The 16,796-nt window shown below is 71.5% G+C and carries 15 protein-coding genes and 1 pseudogene; 5 read left to right on the top strand and 11 right to left on the bottom strand.

The window, feature by feature from the left end; translation table 11 throughout:
* Both HHX35_RS42555 and HHX35_RS42550 read right to left on the bottom strand, forming a co-directional pair.
* On the bottom strand, positions 1-876 hold the full coding sequence (locus tag HHX35_RS42555) for a serine hydrolase (RefSeq protein WP_310739025.1): 876 nt from the start codon (positions 874-876) through the stop codon (positions 1-3).
* On the bottom strand, positions 873-1,820 hold the full coding sequence (locus HHX35_RS42550; RefSeq protein ID WP_310739024.1) for a LysR substrate-binding domain-containing protein: 948 nt from the start codon (positions 1,818-1,820) through the stop codon (positions 873-875). The genes HHX35_RS42555 and HHX35_RS42550 overlap by 4 nt, the downstream gene beginning before the upstream one ends.
* A gap of 108 nt (positions 1,821-1,928) precedes the next feature.
* On the opposite strand from HHX35_RS42550, the gene HHX35_RS11345 reads away from it, so the two are divergent.
* Entirely contained in the window at positions 1,929-3,476 is a 1,548-nt protein-coding gene (locus tag HHX35_RS11345; protein ID WP_182898775.1) for a penicillin-binding transpeptidase domain-containing protein, read from the top strand.
* Between the two features lie 120 nt (positions 3,477-3,596).
* Here the strand turns inward: HHX35_RS11345 and HHX35_RS11340 are convergent, their stop codons facing one another.
* Both HHX35_RS11340 and HHX35_RS43335 read right to left on the bottom strand, forming a co-directional pair.
* The gene (locus HHX35_RS11340; RefSeq protein WP_259404958.1) at positions 3,597-5,966 is read right to left on the bottom strand and encodes a DUF222 domain-containing protein; all 2,370 of its coding nucleotides are present in this window, start codon (positions 5,964-5,966) and stop codon (positions 3,597-3,599) included.
* 164 nt (positions 5,967-6,130) lie between these two features.
* A pseudogene (locus HHX35_RS43335) lies at positions 6,131-6,724 on the bottom strand (hypothetical protein); the annotation flags it as partial.
* A gap of 142 nt (positions 6,725-6,866) precedes the next feature.
* On the opposite strand from HHX35_RS43335, the gene HHX35_RS11325 reads away from it, so the two are divergent.
* Complete coding sequence (locus HHX35_RS11325; protein ID WP_182898773.1) at positions 6,867-8,123, top strand: hypothetical protein; 1,257 nt, start codon at positions 6,867-6,869, stop codon at positions 8,121-8,123.
* Between the two features lie 297 nt (positions 8,124-8,420).
* On the opposite strand, the gene HHX35_RS11320 is transcribed toward HHX35_RS11325, so the two are convergent.
* From HHX35_RS11320 to HHX35_RS11300, 5 genes are all read right to left on the bottom strand, one after another.
* On the bottom strand, positions 8,421-9,140 hold the full coding sequence (locus HHX35_RS11320; protein WP_182898971.1) for a haloacid dehalogenase-like hydrolase: 720 nt from the start codon (positions 9,138-9,140) through the stop codon (positions 8,421-8,423).
* A gap of 220 nt (positions 9,141-9,360) precedes the next feature.
* Positions 9,361-9,993 (bottom strand): HAD family hydrolase, encoded by a 633-nt coding sequence (locus tag HHX35_RS11315; protein WP_182898772.1) that lies wholly within the window; start codon positions 9,991-9,993, stop codon positions 9,361-9,363.
* Between the two features lie 50 nt (positions 9,994-10,043).
* Positions 10,044-10,550: a DUF6912 family protein gene (locus tag HHX35_RS11310; protein ID WP_182898771.1), complete on the bottom strand. Its 507-nt coding sequence runs from the start codon at positions 10,548-10,550 to the stop codon at positions 10,044-10,046.
* Between the two features lie 29 nt (positions 10,551-10,579).
* The gene (locus HHX35_RS11305) at positions 10,580-11,254 is read right to left on the bottom strand and encodes an HAD family phosphatase (protein WP_182898770.1); all 675 of its coding nucleotides are present in this window, start codon (positions 11,252-11,254) and stop codon (positions 10,580-10,582) included.
* Between the two features lie 40 nt (positions 11,255-11,294).
* A complete protein-coding gene (locus HHX35_RS11300) occupies positions 11,295-12,092 on the bottom strand; it encodes a YbaB/EbfC family nucleoid-associated protein (RefSeq protein WP_182898769.1) in 798 nt (265 codons plus the stop codon).
* Between the two features lie 83 nt (positions 12,093-12,175).
* On the opposite strand from HHX35_RS11300, the gene HHX35_RS11295 reads away from it, so the two are divergent.
* Genes HHX35_RS11295 through HHX35_RS11285 form a run of 3 tightly spaced genes read left to right on the top strand, consistent with a single transcriptional unit; the run spans position 12,176 to position 13,709 of the window.
* Positions 12,176-12,508, top strand: a complete 333-nt coding sequence (locus HHX35_RS11295; protein WP_182898768.1) for a hypothetical protein — start codon at positions 12,176-12,178, stop codon at positions 12,506-12,508.
* Positions 12,499-13,434: a hypothetical protein gene (locus HHX35_RS11290; protein WP_182898767.1), complete on the top strand. Its 936-nt coding sequence runs from the start codon at positions 12,499-12,501 to the stop codon at positions 13,432-13,434. The genes HHX35_RS11295 and HHX35_RS11290 overlap by 10 nt, the downstream gene beginning before the upstream one ends.
* Positions 13,435-13,442: 8 nt before the next feature.
* Entirely contained in the window at positions 13,443-13,709 is a 267-nt protein-coding gene (locus tag HHX35_RS11285) for a hypothetical protein (protein WP_182898766.1), read from the top strand.
* Here HHX35_RS11285 and HHX35_RS11280 read toward each other — a convergent pair.
* Positions 13,702-15,003 (bottom strand): glycoside hydrolase family 3 protein, encoded by a 1,302-nt coding sequence (locus HHX35_RS11280; RefSeq protein ID WP_310739023.1) that lies wholly within the window; start codon positions 15,001-15,003, stop codon positions 13,702-13,704. The two genes, HHX35_RS11285 and HHX35_RS11280, sit on opposite strands and share 8 nt — an antisense overlap.
* Positions 15,004-15,060: 57 nt before the next feature.
* Positions 15,061-16,749: a phosphoenolpyruvate--protein phosphotransferase gene (gene ptsP, locus HHX35_RS11275; RefSeq protein WP_220505328.1), complete on the bottom strand. Its 1,689-nt coding sequence runs from the start codon at positions 16,747-16,749 to the stop codon at positions 15,061-15,063.
* Positions 16,750-16,796: the final 47 nt, after the last annotated feature.

Here is a 16,796-nt window from a genome sequence, read left to right as displayed (position 1 = left end):
TCATATGTGGGTTCTGAGCTGGTCGATCGCCGTCCGGGCGGCGGCCCCGATCGCGGCGTCGGCCCGCGGCTGGTTCTGCGCCGTGCTCAACGACCGGGTGAACACGGCCACGGCGTAGCGCCCGCCGTCGGGATACTCGACCACCCCGACCTCGTTGCGGAGCGTGGGCAGCGTGCCCGTCTTGCCGCTCACCGCGACGTCGTCGAACGGGAACCCCGAGGCCAGCCGGTGCGGCCACACCTGCAGGGCCATGAGGCGGCGGATCGCCGCGCAGGAGGCCGCCCCCGCCGCCTCGTCACGCCAGATCATGGCCAGCAACCGGGTCATCTCGCGCGGTGTACTCCGGTTGCCCTGCGCCGGGTCGAGCGCGCGCAGCCGCGCCACCACCTCGGGGTCGGTGCACGCCTGGGTCACGGCCGACTGGTCCGCCACGCCCGCGTCCACCCGCAGGCTGGCGAGCATGTCGCGGCAGTCCTGCACCACCCGCGTCGCCGTCAGCCCGAGGCCGTCGAGCAGCGCGTTGACCGCCTCCCGGCCCACCCGGGCGAGCAGCACGTCGGCCGCGGTGTTGTCGCTCACCGCCATCATCAGGTAAGCCAGGTCGCGCAGCGACAGCGTGGCGTCGTCCAGCATCGCCGCCAGCCCGGTGCCCCCACTCGTACGGTCCGCCGCCGGCACGCCGACACGTTCGGTGAGGTCGAGCAGCCCGCGCTCGGCCTGGCGGTGCAGTTCCAGCAGCAGGGGCACCTTGAAGACCGACGCGAGCACCACCGGCTCGTCGGCCCGCAGGCCCACCTCGCGTCCGTCGTCGACGTCGACCGCGTGCAACCACCCGGTGACGCCGGCGTTGCGGAACACCCGCTCCACGGGGTTCACGCGAGCAACCCGGTCGCGGGGCGCGGCGTCACCCGCGGCGCGGGCGGCACGCCTTCGTCCACCATGCCGGCGCTCTCTTTCAGCACCTGTACGGCCACGGTCGTGAAGTCTCGCACGTACGGCCCCGGCTCGGTCCGCCAGGCCGGGGAGCAGCGCCAGGCCAGGGGTGTGCCCGCGAGGGGCCGCCACACCACGCCCGGCACCTCGGCGGGGGCGCCGAACGCGACGGCCGTGCCGGACAGGACCAGGCCGAGGGCGAACTCCACCCGGTCGGTGCAGATGATGTCGGTCGGAACGAAGCCACCCCGGCGGCACGAGGCCAGCGTGTCGTCGTACAGGCCGGGCTCGGCGTCCCGGGGAAACAGCACCAGGTCCCGCCCGGCCAGGTCGCCGAGGTGCACGGTCGCCCAGGCGGTCAGCTCGTCGTCCTCCGCCAGCAGGACGCCCGGATGCCGGACGAGCACCGGCCCGTACGCGAGCCCGTTCGCGGCGACCGGATGACGCAGCAGCCCGACGTCGAGCCTGCCCTCCAGCAACGCGGCGACCTGCGCGGCCGTGCCCATCTCGGTCAGCGACAGCCGTACGTCGGGGCGGCGGTCGCGAAACCCCGCGATGAGCGCGGCGAGCACGGCGGCGCCGAGGTCGGCGGGGACGCCCGCCCGCACGACCGCCGCGTCGCCGCGCGCCAGGTCCGACATGAGGTCGCGCATCCGCTCGACCCTGGCGACGATCTCGCGGGCCTCGGGCACCAGCAGGCGTCCCGCCTCGGTCAGCGCCACCCGCCGGCTCGACCGCTCGAACAGGCGCACGCCCAGCTCCTCCTCCAGACGCCTGATGCGCTGGCTCAGCGGCGGCTGCGCCATCCCCAGCCGCGCGGCCGCGTTCCCGAAATGCAGCTCTTCCGTCACGACCAGGAAGTAGCCGAGATGCCGGACAAGGTCCACGAGCTGGGAGCATATCCGAATCGCACATAAAGAGCGTTGATATCCATATTGGACATCCTCCCGGCTGGTCTGCTGCTCTTGGCCTGCACTCGACTCGAAGGGGGACGCATGCGAGAGCGAAGGCACTGGCCGTACGTCACGGCGGCGGTGCTCGTGCCGGTGGTGGCCGCGGGGGTCACGGTTTGGGCGCTGCGGACGAAGGGATCGCCCGAGGAGACCGCGCGGGACTTCCTCGCGGCCTGGTCACGCTCGGACTATGCGGCGATGCGCACACTCGCCGCCGACCCGCCGGCCGGCTTCGAAAGCACGTACCGCCGTTTCCATGACGACCTGAAGCTCACCGGGCAGCGATTCCAGGTGACGAGCGTCCAGGACGACACCGTGCGGTTCCGGGCCCGGCTGACCGGCCCGCTGCCCATCGCGTACGACGGGAGACTCCGCCTGGTCGAGCACGACCGCGCCTGGAAGGTGGCATGGACGCCGGCGGCCGTCCACCCCCGGATGACCGACGGCATTCGGGTCAAGCTCACCACCGTGCCCGCGGAGCGCGCCCCGATCACCGCCGCCGACGGCGCCCGCATCGACACGCCGGACACGCCCGGCTCCGTGCAGCAGATCGTCGAGGGGCTGCGCGAGCAGTACGCCTCCCGCCTGACCGGCACCGCGTCCGCCCGGGCCGACCTGGTCGACAGCCGTACGGGCTCGAAGGTCGCGACGCTCGCCGAGGGCGGATCGAAGCCCGGCAAGGCCCTGCCGACCACCCTCGACCTGCGCGTGCACCGGGCGGGGGCGCAGGCCCTGGAGGGCGTGGACAAACCCGCCTCGCTCGTCGCGCTGCGCCCGTCCACGGGCGAGGTCCTCGCGGTGGTCAACAAGCCGGGCGGCTACAACCGCGCCCTGCTCGGCACGTACCCGCCCGGCTCGACCTTCAAGATCGTGACCGCCTCGGCTCTGGTGGCCGGTGGCGTCACGCCCGGCCAGAGCGTCGAGTGCCCGGCCGAGAAGACGATCGGCGGCTTCCCGTTCCACAACGCCGAGTTCCACGACTACGGCACGCTGCGCTTCGTCGACGCCTTCGCCCACTCGTGCAACACGACGTTCGGCGACATGGCGGTGCGGCGCCTCGGCGCTGACCGCCTGTCCAAGGTGGCCTCCGACTTCGGTTTCGGCGCCAGCATCAAGATCGGGGTGCCCGCAGTGGACGCCGCCTTCCCCGCGCCGCATGACGACACCGACCTCGCGTCCGCAGCCATCGGCCAGGGGCGCGTCCTGGCCAGCCCGCTGAACATGGCCGCCGTCGCGGGCGCCATCGCCGCGGGCACCTGGCGGCAACCCCGGCTGGTCCCGGCCTCGCTCGTCCCGGACGGTGGCACGCCCCCGCGTCCGCTGGAGCCCGCGGTGGTGTCCGCGCTGCGCCGTCTCATGCCCGCCGTCGTCAGCGAGGGCACCGCGAGCGGCGTCTCCTTCCCCGCCGGCACGGCCGGCAAGACCGGCACAGCCGAGTACGGCTCAGCCGAGGATGGCAAGAACCCCCCTACGCACTCGTGGTTCATCGGCTACAAGGGCGACCTGGCCTTCGCCGTCGTGGTCGAGGGCGGCGGCACCGGAGCGCAGGTGGCGGCCCCCGTCGCGGCCCGCTTCCTCAAAGCACTGTGACTTCGCGAAAGCACCGTGACCTTGTGAAAGCACTGTGACTTCGCGAAAGCACCGTGACTTCGCAGCAAAAGCACTGTGATCTCGCCCATCGCGCCGCCGGGCCTGTCTGCGAGGCACCTCTCACTCCCGTAGCCGCCGGGCTCTGGTGGGGTTGCGGTAGGTGAAGGTCCAGCGGTCGGTGCCGGCTTTGCGGCGGGTGTAGCGGTCGGGGTGCTGGTAGCGGTCGCGGTTGTGGAACTGGCAGGCGGGGCCGAGGAGTTTGAGGTCGGTGTGGCCGCCGGTGCTCCAGTTGTCGGCGTGGTCGATCTGGCACAGGGTGGCGGGGAGTGGGCAGCCGTCGATCCAGCAGGTGGCGTAGCGGGCGAACACGGCCCTGCGTTGGGCGGGGGTGGCCAGGCGGACCTTGCGGCCCATGTCCAGCACCTGCCCGTCGGCGTCCATGACCAGGCGGACCAGGGTGCTGGTGCGGGCAAGGCGGTGCACGCTGGAGACCGGCAGCATCTGCCCGGTCGCCAGCAACACCCCCGGCGCCGCCCCCAACACCGCCCCCGGCAGCGTTCCTGGCATTGTTCCCGGTGGCCTGCCCGGCTCCGATCCCGGCACGCCCGGCGGCGTCCCTGGCGCTGTTCCCGGCGCTGTTCCCGGCGGTGTTCCCGGCGGTGTTCCCGGCGGTGTTCCCGGCGGCCTCCCTGGCACGCCCCACTCCGATCCCGGTGTCCCCGGCGCACACGAGCACCGTGCCTCGCCGCCGCACCCGCACCCGCCCGCGCCCGGCCGCCGATGCTCGTGGCCGTGGCCGTGGCCTTGGCTCTCAGGCGTGCTCTGCCCATGCCGGCAGTCCCCCGCAGGCCGATGCCCCGCGTGGGCGTGATGCGCGGCGGCCTCCTCGGGAGGAGGATCCGGCAATTGCGCTGTGTACGAAGGCGCTGCGTGCGGACGCGCGCCACCGCCGCAGGAAGGCCATGCTGCTACGCGCCTTGGGTCTGCTTCAGCTTGGGCCGCACCGCGATCGCAGTCTCCGCCCTTGGCGGGTGCGGTGTCGTCGCCCAAGGCAGAGGCCATGCTCGCATCACCATCGCCCTCGGCAGAGGCGGCCCTCCCGGTGCCCTGCTCGCTGACCCCGCGCCCATCGGCCCCACGCTTACAGGCCCCGGGCTCACAAGTCCCGGGATCGCAAGGCTCCTCATCGCGAAGTCCGGCGGTGGCACGGTCGGCGCTCTCGACAACGGCGTCCACAACTACATCGGCACCGCCATCTGTCTCCGAACCGGCAGCTGCCCCGGCCTCGCCCGGGTCGGCGATGCCGGGGCCGGTGTCTTCAGCGCTTCCGGTGTCACCGGTGGCGCCGGTGTCCTCCCGGTCCCGGTCCCGGCCGCCCTCCGCGTCCTCGGCGCCCTCCGCACGCTCGGCATCCTGGGCATCCAGGGCGTCTTCGGCGTCGGCGGGGTGGTCGTTGCCGGGGGTGGCGGGTTGAGGGCTGGCGGGTTCGGGGTCGGTGGGGAGGGATTCGGCGGTGACCAGGACCAGGAGCTCGGCGGCGATCTTCTCCTCCAGCAACGCGATGAACGCATCCGCGTTACGCACCCGCAACGGCCGATCATCACCCTCCGCCCGAGGCTTGGCATAGGCGTCCAACAGGGCCCGCAGCCGAGCGGCCGCCTCACTCGGCAGGTAGAACTCCCCCTCCAGGCCCCCGCCTTTGGTGGGGCGGACCCTCAGGAACCGCCGCCCATAGTCCGCCTGCTCATCCCGGTCCTCCCCGTCGGGGTCCAGCACCGCCCGCAGATAGCGGCCCGCCTTGGCCACCTCCGCCGCGCCCGCCTTAGCCGCCAGCTCCAGCAAGATCGGCTCGGCCAGGCCGGCGTGCTCATCGCTCAACTGGGCGGTGGCCATGCAGATCGCCTCCACCACCCCCGCCGCCAACCCACCCGCGGCGAACTTCTCCCGCACCCGCGGCAGACGCGCCAACTCCACCGCCAGCGTGAGCAGGCGGCCGGCACCGGGCACGCTCATCCCTCCGGCGGCACGTAGCCAGCTGCGGGTGGAGGCATGCCCATGCCGCCTGGCCTGCCCCGCACCATGCACCCGCCCCACCCGATCAGCAAGAGCACACGTGATCCGATCCCGCGCAAACAGCAACTCCTCAGCCTCGGCAAGACAGATATCGACATCGTCCGGAAGCGCCGCCAACGCCAACGCCTGCGCCGACTCACGCAGAGACCCCACCAGCACCCACGACGACCGAGCTCGGAGATCACCAGCCCCAGCGGCATCAGCACCCGGGCTGTCAGTGCCCCCGGTGCCGGGAGCGCCGCCGCCTGTGTCCCGACTCGTGTCCTGTCGCGGCTCGGGGTCAGCGATCGGAAAGTGCTCGCGGGCGAGCGATCCTTCGGACGACCACAGAGGGGAATCGGCGGTCAACCGGTCCCACCAGTCGCCAGAGCTATTCGAACGACGAAGGTGCTCGGGATCCGAATCAAACAGATCCATCACACCCTCCTCACGTAATTCGAAAACCTGTGTGAATTCTTTCACTCCTTTTCCCCAGAAAGCAACCGGCCGAACGGATTAGTTGGAGTTACAGGTGAACTGGGGTTAAACCGAATAAAGGGACACATCACATTTGGGGGTGCATTTCGTCAGGTTGCGGAAGCCGAGCTGGTGCCGGGGCGGTCGAAGAACTGCGAGCACGTCGGCAGCGCGCAGCTTCAGCGTCCGGCCGAGCTTTCGGATCTCCTTCAGAGCGGCCGGGAGGCCGCTGGCGACAGAGTCGATCATGGCCCACATCAGCTGCTTGCCCGTCTTGTCGGGTTCGCGGTAGGCGGTGATGGCGCACCGGTAGACGCCCCAGGTCGCCTCGACCTCGGCATGGTCCTCGTCGGCGAACAGCGCCCCCAGCCGGGCTCGCTGCTTGTCGGTGAGCAGGCTGAGCACCCGCTGCCCCTCGGACAGGACCGCGCTGTCGGCGGTGTGCCACGACACTCCGACCCCGGCCGCGACGCGGGCGGCAGCTTCGCCTTCGGCGGTGCGGCCTTCGACCTGCAGGACCGTGGGCCGGTGCCCGAACGGCTCGTGCGCGAGGGGGGCCGCGGGGCACGGTGCGCACCACGATCTGGGTCGGGCTCCGCGACGCGGCACTCGACCACCGCCCGGCCCGGCTCCAGCCACTGCCCGACGGCCTCCAATCCGAGCTCCTCGAAGTGGCAGAACGCGAAAAGGTCAGGGGCGTCGAAAATAGCGTGGGGCACGTCGAGGTCTTCCGCCGGACGGTGAGCGCAGGAACTCCTATCCTGGAAGATCTCGACCCCCGCCCCGCGAATGCCGCGCGCACCCCGGCTCCACCCGCAACTGCGAAGAGCCGCCTCCCAGCCCACGCTTCAGGAGCCGACGATGAATGACGAGATTCAGCTGATCAGTGACGGCGATGGACTGGCGGTCATCGGGGATCCGACGGCTGTCGAACGCTTCCTGGTCTCCGAGGGGCTGCCGTCGAAGGACCTCGGACTGAAACGGCTCGGATCTGTTCTCAATATCGGGGCTGAAGCCGCACAGGCAGGTTCCGAGATTGCCGCAAACTCAGGTCGCTGGGTGAAGCTGAGTAAGGAGTCCGCGCAGCTTGTCGAGAAGTACGGGCTGAGGCAAAGCTCGAAGTCGGGTCTCAGTTCCGGTGTGCTGAAGGGGAACAAGGGCCAGATCAAGGGATTCGTCGAATTCGCGAAGGGGCCCGGATCGCTTCTGACCAACCCGGCGCTTCTGGCCGGTGCCGCGGGGATCATGGCGCAGCTTGCGATGCAACAGACCATGGACGAGATCACCGACTATCTCGCCACGATCGACGAGAAGGTCGACGACGTGCTCCGCGCCCAGAAGGACGCGGTGTTGGCGGACATGATCGGAGTGGACCTCGTGATCGAGGAGGCCATGACCATCCGAGAGCAGGTGGGCCGGGTCTCCGAGGTCACGTGGTCGAAGGTACAGGCCACGCCGGTGACGATCGCACGAACCCAGGCGTACGCGCTGCGTCAACTCGACGCACTCGCGGAGAAGATGGAACACAAGACCAAGATCGGTGATCTCGCCAAGACGTCCAAGGAAGCCGAGTCCAAGGTTCAGGAGTGGCTCGCCGTTCTGGCTCGCTGCTTCCAACTGCAGGACGCGATCGCCGTACTCGAACTCGACCGGGTGCTGGACGCGTCTCCGGAGGAACTGGACCGGCATCGCCTCGCACTTCGGGCTGCACGGCAAAATCGGCTGGAACTCATCACACGGAGCACCGAGCGTCTGATGGCCCGCATGCATGCGGCTGCCGGCACGGCCAACACGAAGGTGCTGCTGCACCCGACCACATCCCGGGCTGTGGTGCATTCGAGCGACCATGTCGCGATCGCCGTGGTCGACTTCCACGGACGGCTCGGAATCGAGCGCAGCCGACAGTCATTGGAGGCGAGACGATGGGTGGACGCGGCCGCGGAGGTGCGGGACAAGGTGCTCGAGACAGGAGCAGAGGGCGTCGATGCCGCCAGGCACCTCGGTAACGAAACCCTCGACCGGGCCAGATCGGTGACGGGCAAGCTCTCCAGCGGGATTGCCGAGCGAGCGCTCCGTCGGCGCGGGGACGACGAGGAACGCGAAGGGAAGGCTGAGTGAGCGCCGGCCGTCAGCCACTCGGCAGGCTTCACTCGAGCCGTTCTGGCCACGTCAGCGGCCACCTCGTCTGACGTCCTCCCGGTGCTCTCGATCCACAGGACTTCAAGGCCGAGCGCCAGCGTGAGCGGCCCGCGACGAGGGCGTCGCGGAGGTCTCGATCTGGAAGTGGCGAAACAAGTTCCTCGACGCCGGCAAACACGCGCCGACGGTGGGCCGGTCGCTGCCGGCGGCAGGCGGATCCAGGCCCCGCCTACGCCCTCGATTGCGATGAGCCGATGAAGGGGCAGCGGCGACAAGTCAGGGTGTCGTACGGTCGGCCGGGGTGGTCAGGCGGGCGACGGCCGCGACGACTTCGGAGGGGTTGGACAGGTCGGACAGCACGATGTCGGCGCCCGCCTCGCGCAGTTCGGCGGCCGTGGACCGGCCCGACGCCACGCCGATCATGGCCGCGCCGCCGATCTTCGCCGCTTGGACGTCACGCGTGGAGTCGCCGATCAGGACGGTGTTGCCCGCCGTGAAGACGGCGCCATACCCGGCCTTGGCCCGTCCCTGTGCGACCTGCAGCAGGGTGGCCTTCGGATAGACCTCCTCGCCGTAGCCGCCCACCTCGACGTCGATCCACTTGTCCAGCCCGAACGCCTTGAGCTTGTGCACGGCGTTGCTCTTGATGGTGCCGGTGAGCACCGACTGCACGACGCCGTCGAGGCGCGACACGGCCTTGAGCGCGTCCTTGGCGCCGGGCAGCGCGCGGCCGTCCTTGGCCAGCCGGTCGCGCCGCTCCGCGAAGCAGACGGCCAGCGCGTCCAGGAACCTCGGCAGGTGGTGGTCCTCGACGGCGATGCCGTTGACGGCCAGGGTCTCGAAGACGATCTCCGAGTCGGGGCGGCCCAGCGCCGGTGCGAGCTTCACCAGCGGCCGCCCTGTCACCATCCGGAACGCGTCCGCGTAGGCGTCGCGGGTGACGATGGCGACGTCGACGAGCGTCAGGTCGATGTTCCAGAGAACGAGGCGGTTGATCGCGGCCTCCGTGGGGGTGCGGTGTGGATCGTGCTCAGCGTACGGCCCACGCGGGGCAGCCGCCGCATCCAGGACGACCTCGACAAGTCGCACGCACGGGGCCGGTATGTTCGCGTCGTTCGTCGTCGGGGTGTGGCGGTCAAGCGGCTCTACCGGCCGCCACGCAGGGCCAAGCCCCGGTGGCTGCTTGAGGAGGAGGAACGCCAGGCCCGCTGACGCGTCAGACGAGGTCGAGGGCGTCGGCCAGCGAGTCCACCACCGGGACCCCGACGCCCTCCAGCTCCGACCGCCTGGTCATGCCGCCGGTGTAGAGGATGGCGCGGGCGCCGACGTGCTGAGCCGCGTGGGCGTCGTCCACGCTGTCGCCGATGACGACGACCTTCGCCGAGTCGAGGCCGAGCGCGCGCATGTGCTCCACCATGTGCTCGGCCTTGTGGCCGCCGGTCGCCGAGCGCGAGCCGTCGATGCGGGTGAAGTGGCCGTCGATGCCGAACTCGCCGGTCTTGCGGACCAGCCGTTCGTGGCCCCACATGGACAGCAGCGACTGCGTGCGGCCCGACCCCTCCCAGGCGCGCAGGCTCGACAGCGCCCCCTCGGCGAGGCTGCACGCCTCCATCAGCCGGTGGTAGTGCTCGTGGAAGCCCGCGTCGAGCAGTTCCCACTCGCCCTCCCCGAGCGGCCGGCCGAGCATCCGCTCGTACGCCACCCAGATGGGGCGGGTGTACACCTCGCGGAAGCCCTCCGCGTCGTACGGCCCCAGGCCGTACGGCTGGAAGAGCTCGTTGGTCGCGCCGACGACGGCGTCGATGTCGTGGAAGAGCGTCCCGTTCCAGTCCCAAACAATGTGTGTCATCTCGCCTCCAGCTTAGACGCCGGGCGTGACAACTCCATGAACTACGCGGGTCAGGTGAGCAGATCCTGGATCTCCTGGGTGGCGTACCAGAGCAGTTCGTGGTCCTCCGCGCCGTCCACGACGAACCGCGCGTCGTCGTCCCCGACGTCGGCCGCGGGCAGCGCCGCGATCGCCGCCTCCACGTCCGGCGCGGCGTCGGCGTCGTCCACGTGGACCGAGGCGACCAGCCGCATCGGGATCGGCTCCAGGACCCGCACGCGGGCGCGCTCCTCCAGGTCGGCGCCGGCCTTCACGGTCTCGTCGGGCACCTCGGCCGCGATCACCACCCGCCGGGCGGCCACCTCGACGCCGTCCTTGCGGTCGGCGGCCAGCATGCGCAGGGAGGTCCGGGCGGCCTCGGTCAGCGCGACGTACTCCAGCTCCTCGGTGTCGCCCGAGGCGTACCACTCGATCAGCGCGGGGGTGACCGCGAAGCCGGTCAGCGGGGCCGGGCCCAGCTCCCCTGCGGCGACGACGCGCGCCAGCGCGGGAATGGTGGACGGCAGATAGACGCGCATGCGTTCCTCGACTCGGTCTCTGATTGCAGCTACAGACGGGCGGCGGCGCCGGGCTCGCGGAAAGGCAGGCCGAACAGGCGCTCCATCTCGGCGATGGTCTCCGCGGGATCGCTGTGATGGACCCCGACCAGGCCGATCGCGCGGGCCGCCACGATGTTCGCCTCGATGTCGTCGACGAACACGCACTGCCCCGGCTCGAGCCCCAGCAGGCCGAGCGCATGCCGGAAGATCCGCTCCTCGGGCTTGCGCATGCCGACCTCCCCGGAGATGACGACCGCGTCGAAGAGGACCTCCCAGCCCTCACGCGAGTAGTGGTCGCCCCAGGAGTTGGACACCAGGCAGGTGCCGAGCCCGGCCGTCCGGGCCTGGCGGAGCATCTCGTTCATCTCCTCGACCGGCCGGAATCCGGCGAACATCCGGGCCAGTAGGCCGTCGGCCTCCGGCGGGCCGCCGTCGAGGGTCACCAGCCGGGCCGCCAGGGCGCGCTCGAACTCCAGGACCGGAATCTCGCCCCGTTCGAGCGCGTGGATCGGGTTCTCGCCGTCCGGCTCGACACCGGCCCGGTACGCCTGCGTGACCAGCGCGCGCATGACCTCCCGGTAGTGCCGGGGGTCGATCCGGTCCGCCTCGATCCACTCCGCGACGGACTCGGCCAGGCTCGTGGTCAGAACCCCGCCCCAGTCGATCAGCACACCCTTGAGCACCGCGCCTCCCACCCGACGTGCCTACAAATATAGGGAGTGGTCAGTCGGGCCGCTCGAACGGCTTGAGCACGCCGCCGAACCACTCGTCGACGGCGTCCGGGCCGAACGACTCGCCGGGCGCCAGCTCCCGCAGCGCGTCACCCACCATCTGACGGCTCTGCCGTTCCGCGTCCTGCTGCGCCCGGCCCAGGGCCAGCAGGAGTTCCTCGGCCAGCGTCCGGCTGGGCAGGCGCATGGCACGAGGCTCGATGACGACCTCCCGCACCTGGCCGTACACCGTCGTGACGACCTTGATCCGGCCGTCCGCCGCCCGGCCGTGGCCGGTGACGGCCTCGATCTCGCGCTGCCCGTCCTCCAGCCACGCCTCGATCTGTGCGGCGCGCTCCGCGTCCCGCTCCAGGTCGTCGGCCCGGTCCGCGGAGCGTGGGCCGAAGGCGTCCGCTCCCGCGTCCAGCTCCTGGGCGAGCTGGTCGAACCGATAACGCACGAACGTCTCGTCGAGCGGGGCGGTCAGCCCGGTCACCCTGCTCTGGGCGGCGGCGACGAGCTCGTCGGTCCTCTCCTTCGCGGCGTCCTGGGCGGCCCTGACCGCCCGCGTCACCTCCGCGCTCAAGACGGCCGCGTCGAGCCGCATGACCCGCGGGTCCAGTGTGATGGCGGTGACCTGTCCCCGGCCGTCGGCCCTGGCCCGCACCAGGCCGTCGGCGCCCTCCCCTTCACCGGTGACCTGCCGGATCTCGGCCTGGACGTCCGCGAGGCCGCGCATGACGTCCTCGGCCTGGCGAATCATCTGCTCCAGCAGCTCCAGGTCGCTGCCACCCGGAAACGACAGGGACAAGTATTCCTCCACAAAAAGGACAAACGGCTTTTACTGTGCAATTCACCCGTCCGTAATTCGCCGGTCATGCTAACGTGCCGCGCATGCACGGGGAACTCGGCATCGAACACAGCGAAGTGGTCAGGGCCTCCTCTCGTCTGACGGAGCACGGCGACGAGTTCGTGACCGCCCTCCAGTATCTGCGCGAGCGGGCGGGCGCCTCCTCGTGGGGCGACGACGGCCTGTTCGGCGCCTTCGTGGCCGCGTACAACCGCTCCGCTCTGACGGCCGTCGAGGCGTACGCGCAGCTCGGAGGGACGGTGGGCGGCACGGGAGAGGCGCTCGCGGTCGCGCGCCGGCGGGTGTCGGACGCCGAGGGCGACGCGGGGCGCCAGATCGCGGGGGCGCACGACGAACAGGGTCTGACATGGGCTTGATGCCGCCGGACTGGGCACAGCCGATCGCGAGCCTGGTCAACTACCCGAAGATCGACGAGGCCGACATCCGCACGGAGATCCGCCCCTGGCAGGTCGTGCAGGCCGGCGCCGCCTCCGGGGGGAGCGGTGCGGAGGGCGAGGTCAGGCGACTGCCGGGCGTGTACCAGGGCGTGTCCGCCGACGCGATGCGCACCAACTGGACCAAGACCGGCACCACGGAACACCTCCGTACGGCCGTCGGGGCCGCCGCGTACGCGCCGGCGGTGCTTGAAGGCACCGCCACCGCGGTGACCGCCACGAAGGTGGCCATCATCACACAGGCCATGGCGGGCGCGACCAAGTTGGCCGCGACACTCGTCGCGGGCGGCCCGTTCGCCGCGGCCTCGGCCACCGCGGGGCTCCTCGCCACCCGGTACGTCATGCGGAAGATCCTCAGGGAGGCAGAGGAGGGCGGTGCCCGGGTTCTGGCCCCGGCCGTCACGCGGCACATCACCGAACCGCTGGAACGCATCCTGAAGAACACCCGCGGCCCCTTCGGAGGCGGCCCGTCCCTGGCGGGAGCGGGCGGCCCCCATGTTCCGCTGAGGGGCGCGCCCGTGCGGACGGCAGGTGAGACGGGGCCCCGCGGAGGCGTCAAGCTCGACATGGGCAGGAGCCGCAAGCCCTATTCGAGGCAGAGCGGCCCCGAACTGTCCTCGGCGGAGCAGCAGGCGCTGGACGCGAAGAAGGCCGGTCAGCCGTACGACAGGAAGGCCGCCAAAGCGGCCGAGCAGAAGGTGAAGACCGGCGAGAAGCTCGACGGCGACCGCAACGCCCAGAAGCGCGGCACCCAGTCCAACCAGGGCAACGCCAACCAGCAGCAGGGCCAGCAGCAAGGCCAGCAGAATCAGAACACCCAGGGCAAGAAGAAAAGGCGTTTCCTGTAGGGACTGTTATGACCAAGCCAATTTCGAGCCAGATGTACCACTTCACCCAGAACAATCCGGAAGGGATCGGCCAGGACAGCGTGCCTGCGCTGCTCCGCCGGGTCGCGACCACCATCGAGGAACTGGGCCAGGTCGAGGTGTACGACCTGGTCATGCACAACGAGGTCACCGACGACGGGACCGACTGGCCGTCGATCACGGTCTATTTCGACTACGCCAACGCCGACGAGCCGGAAGAGGACGAGCCCGGAGGAGAGGCGTCCGCCGTCACCTGACGACGGCGAAGACGCGCTCTGCGACCTTGCGGTGCGCGGCGGACTTCAGCGCGCCGGGGTCGGTGCGGATCGGGCCGAAGACGCCGCGCTTCTCCTTCAGCCGCAGGATCCGCAGCACCGACTCGTCGATCCTGCGTTCGGAGATCCGGCCCGACTTCACCGCGTCGAGGACGGCGTCGTACGCCTTGGGCAGGTTCGGCGGCATGAGGAGCACGTCGGCCCCGGCGAGCACGGCCCGCACGGCGACCTCGGCGTCGCCGTACTTCTTCCGCACCCCGGCCATGTCGAGCGCGTCGGTGCTGATCACGCCGTCGAAGCCGAGTTCCTCGCGGAGCAGGCCGGTGAGGATGCGGTGGGACAGCGTCGCGGGATCGCCCGAGGGGTCGAGCTTCGGCATCACCACGTGCGCGGACATGATCGCGTCCACGTCGTGCGCGATCGCCGCGCGGAACGGCGGCGCGTCCAGCTTCCGCCACTGCGTCTTCGAGTGCGTGATGACCGGCAGGCCCGTGTGGCTGTCGACCGAGGTGTCCCCGTGGCCGGGGAAGTGCTTGGCGACCGAGGCCACGTCCGCCGCGTGGAAGCCGTCGACGGCCGCCCCGACCATCGCGGCCACCTTTCCCGGGTCCGAGCCGTACGCGCGGGGGCCGATCACGGGATTGCGGGGGTTGATGTTGACGTCGGCCACCGGCGCGAAGTCGAGCGAGATGCCGAGGTCGCGCAGTTCCTCACCGGTCGCCCTGGCGACGTCGCGCGCGTTCGCCGTCTTGCCGGTCTCGCCGATCTCCGACGCGCCGGGGAACGTGGTGACGAGAGACTTGAGCCGGGAGACGAGGCCGTTCTCCTGGTCCACGCCGATCATGAGCGGTGCCTCGCCGGACCTTGCCGCCGCCTCGCGCAGGCCGGTGGTGAGCGCGGCCACCTGGCTCGCGCCGGAGACGTTGCCCGCCCAGTCGAACAGGATCACCCCGCCGGGGCGGAACTTCTCCACCACCTGCGCCGGCGTCCCCACGCCGTACCGCGCCTCGTTCTCCTTGCTCGCCGCCCCGGCCTTCTGGCCCCACACCACGATGGTGAAGAGCTGGGCCACCTTGTCCCGCAGGCTCATCGCCGCGAGCGTCCGCTCGGCCAGGCTTCCCGAGGGGCGGGCCGACGGCGAGGGGGGCGGTGGGGACACGGACACCGGCGCGGACGTGCGCGGCGAGGGCGCCGGGCTCGCCGCGCCGACGCCGGACGAGCATCCGGTCGCGAGGAGGGCGGCGAGCATGACGACACCGTGTCTGATTCGTGGCACGTTCTTTACGGTAGCCGTGCCCGGCCGTGACCGGGCCAGGAACCCGGTCACGGACGGTCAGAGCGCGAGTGCCTCCAGGCCCGGCAGCTCGGCGCGTGCGGCGGCCTTGGCGGCCTGCGCCGAGGTGGCCGAGCACGCCGCGGCGGCGGCGTCGCGGCACTGCGCGAGCGTGTGCCGCGACAGGGCGGCGCGCACCCAGGGCAGCGCGGGGGCGCCCATGGACAGCGACGTGACGCCCATGCCGACGAGCACGCAGGCGAGCACCGGATCGGCCGCGGCCTCGCCGCAGACCCCGCAGCCCTTGCCCGCCGCTGCGGCGGCCGAGGCCGCCATCGCGATCAGGTCGAGCACGGCCGGATGCCACGGATCCTGCAGCCCGGCCACCGCGCTGACCTGGCGGTCGGCCGCGAGCGCGTACTGCGTGAGGTCGTTGGTCCCGATCGAGAAGAAGTCGACGGCCCGGATGAGGTCCATCGCCCGCAGCGCCGCCGACGGCACCTCGATCATGATGCCCGCGCCGTCGAGCCCCGCCGTACGGCAGGCGTCGGCGAACCACTCGGCCTCCTCGACGGTGGCCACCATCGGCGCCATGACCTGGACCTTGGCCGAGACGCCCGCGGCGGCCCGCGCCAGTGCGCCGAGCTGAGCGGTCATGATCTCCGGATACCGGCGGAACATGCGCAGGCCGCGTTCCCCGAGCGCCGGGTTCGGCTCCTCCTCCGGCGGCGGCAGGAACGCCAGCGGCTTGTCGGCGCCGGAGTCGAGCGTGCGCACCACCACGCGCCCCTCCGGGAACGCCTCGAACACCGCCCGGTAGGCCTCCTCCTGCTCACTCCCCGACGGCGCGGTCTCACGGTCGAGGAAGAGGAACTCGGTGCGGTAGAGGCCGACGCCCTCGGCGCCGTTGGCCAGCGCGCTCTCCAGGTCGCGGGGGCCGCCGACGTTGGCGAGCAGGGGAACGGGGTGCCCGTCGGCGGTCGCGCCGGGACCGGTGGCCGCCGACAGCACCGCCCGCCGCGCCTCCTCGGCGGCGCGCGCCTCGGCCACGCGGGCCGGGTCCGGCGAAAGCAGCACCTGTCCGGACGCGCCGTCGACCAGCACGGGGGTGCCGGGAGCGATCGCCGTCGCGCCGGCGCAGCCGACGACGGCGGGCACGCCCATCGAGCGGGCGAGGATCGCCGTGTGGCTGGTCGGCCCGCCCTGCTCGGTGACGAACGCGGCGACCACGTCCTTCGACAACAGCGCCGTGTCGGCCGGGGCGAGGTCCTTGGCGACCAGCACGAACGGCTCGGCGGCGCTGGCCGGCACGCCGGGCATGGGCAGGCCGGTGAGCACGGCGATCACCCGGTCGCGGATGTCGTCGAGGTCCGCCACGCGCTCGGCCAGGTAGCCTCCGGCCGCCGCGAGCAGGTCCCGATACTTGCCGAAGGCGTCGAAGACGGCGCGCGGGGCGGCGACGCCACGCTCGATGAGCTCGCCGACCTCCACGGCCAGGCTCGGGTCGCGGGCCATCAACGCCTGCGCGCCGAGCACCTCCTGGGCCTCGCCGCCCGCCCTGGCGCCCCGCGCCTCCAGGTCGGCGGCCACATCCTCGACCGCCCGCTCGGCGCGGGCCCGCTCGGCGGCGGCGTCGCCGTCGTGGCGCGCCTCCTTGTCGGGCTCGGGGATCTCGCCCGCGAGCACATGGGCCGGGCCGTACCCGGCGCCGGGGCTGACCCCAGTGCCGGCCAGCGACGTGCCGGCCAGCGACCGCGCGCCGTTCTCGTCCCCCGCCGTCGTCCCCGTCTTCCGCT

Source organism: Microbispora sp. H10830, from assembly GCF_014161375.1.
Taxonomy (GTDB): Bacteria; Actinomycetota; Actinomycetes; order Streptosporangiales; family Streptosporangiaceae; genus Microbispora; species Microbispora catharanthi.
The sequence above is the reverse complement of the archived record's forward strand: the minus strand, read 5'-3'. Positions and strand labels throughout refer to the sequence as shown.

Bases quoted from the DNA above. Each gene is read 5' to 3' on its own strand.
- HHX35_RS11285 (WP_182898766.1), top strand. From the start codon at position 13,443: ATGACCAAGCCAATTTCGAGCCAGATGTACCACTTCACCCAGAACAAT.
- HHX35_RS11315 (WP_182898772.1), bottom strand. From the start codon at position 9,993: ATGACACACATTGTTTGGGACTGGAACGGGACGCTCTTCCACGACATC.
- HHX35_RS11345 (WP_182898775.1), top strand. From the start codon at position 1,929: ATGCGAGAGCGAAGGCACTGGCCGTACGTCACGGCGGCGGTGCTCGTG.
- HHX35_RS11290 (WP_182898767.1), top strand. From the start codon at position 12,499: ATGGGCTTGATGCCGCCGGACTGGGCACAGCCGATCGCGAGCCTGGTC.
- HHX35_RS11325 (WP_182898773.1), top strand. From the start codon at position 6,867: ATGAATGACGAGATTCAGCTGATCAGTGACGGCGATGGACTGGCGGTC.
- HHX35_RS11310 (WP_182898771.1), bottom strand. From the start codon at position 10,550: ATGCGCGTCTATCTGCCGTCCACCATTCCCGCGCTGGCGCGCGTCGTC.
- HHX35_RS11295 (WP_182898768.1), top strand. From the start codon at position 12,176: ATGCACGGGGAACTCGGCATCGAACACAGCGAAGTGGTCAGGGCCTCC.
- HHX35_RS11340 (WP_259404958.1), bottom strand. From the start codon at position 5,966: ATGGATCTGTTTGATTCGGATCCCGAGCACCTTCGTCGTTCGAATAGC.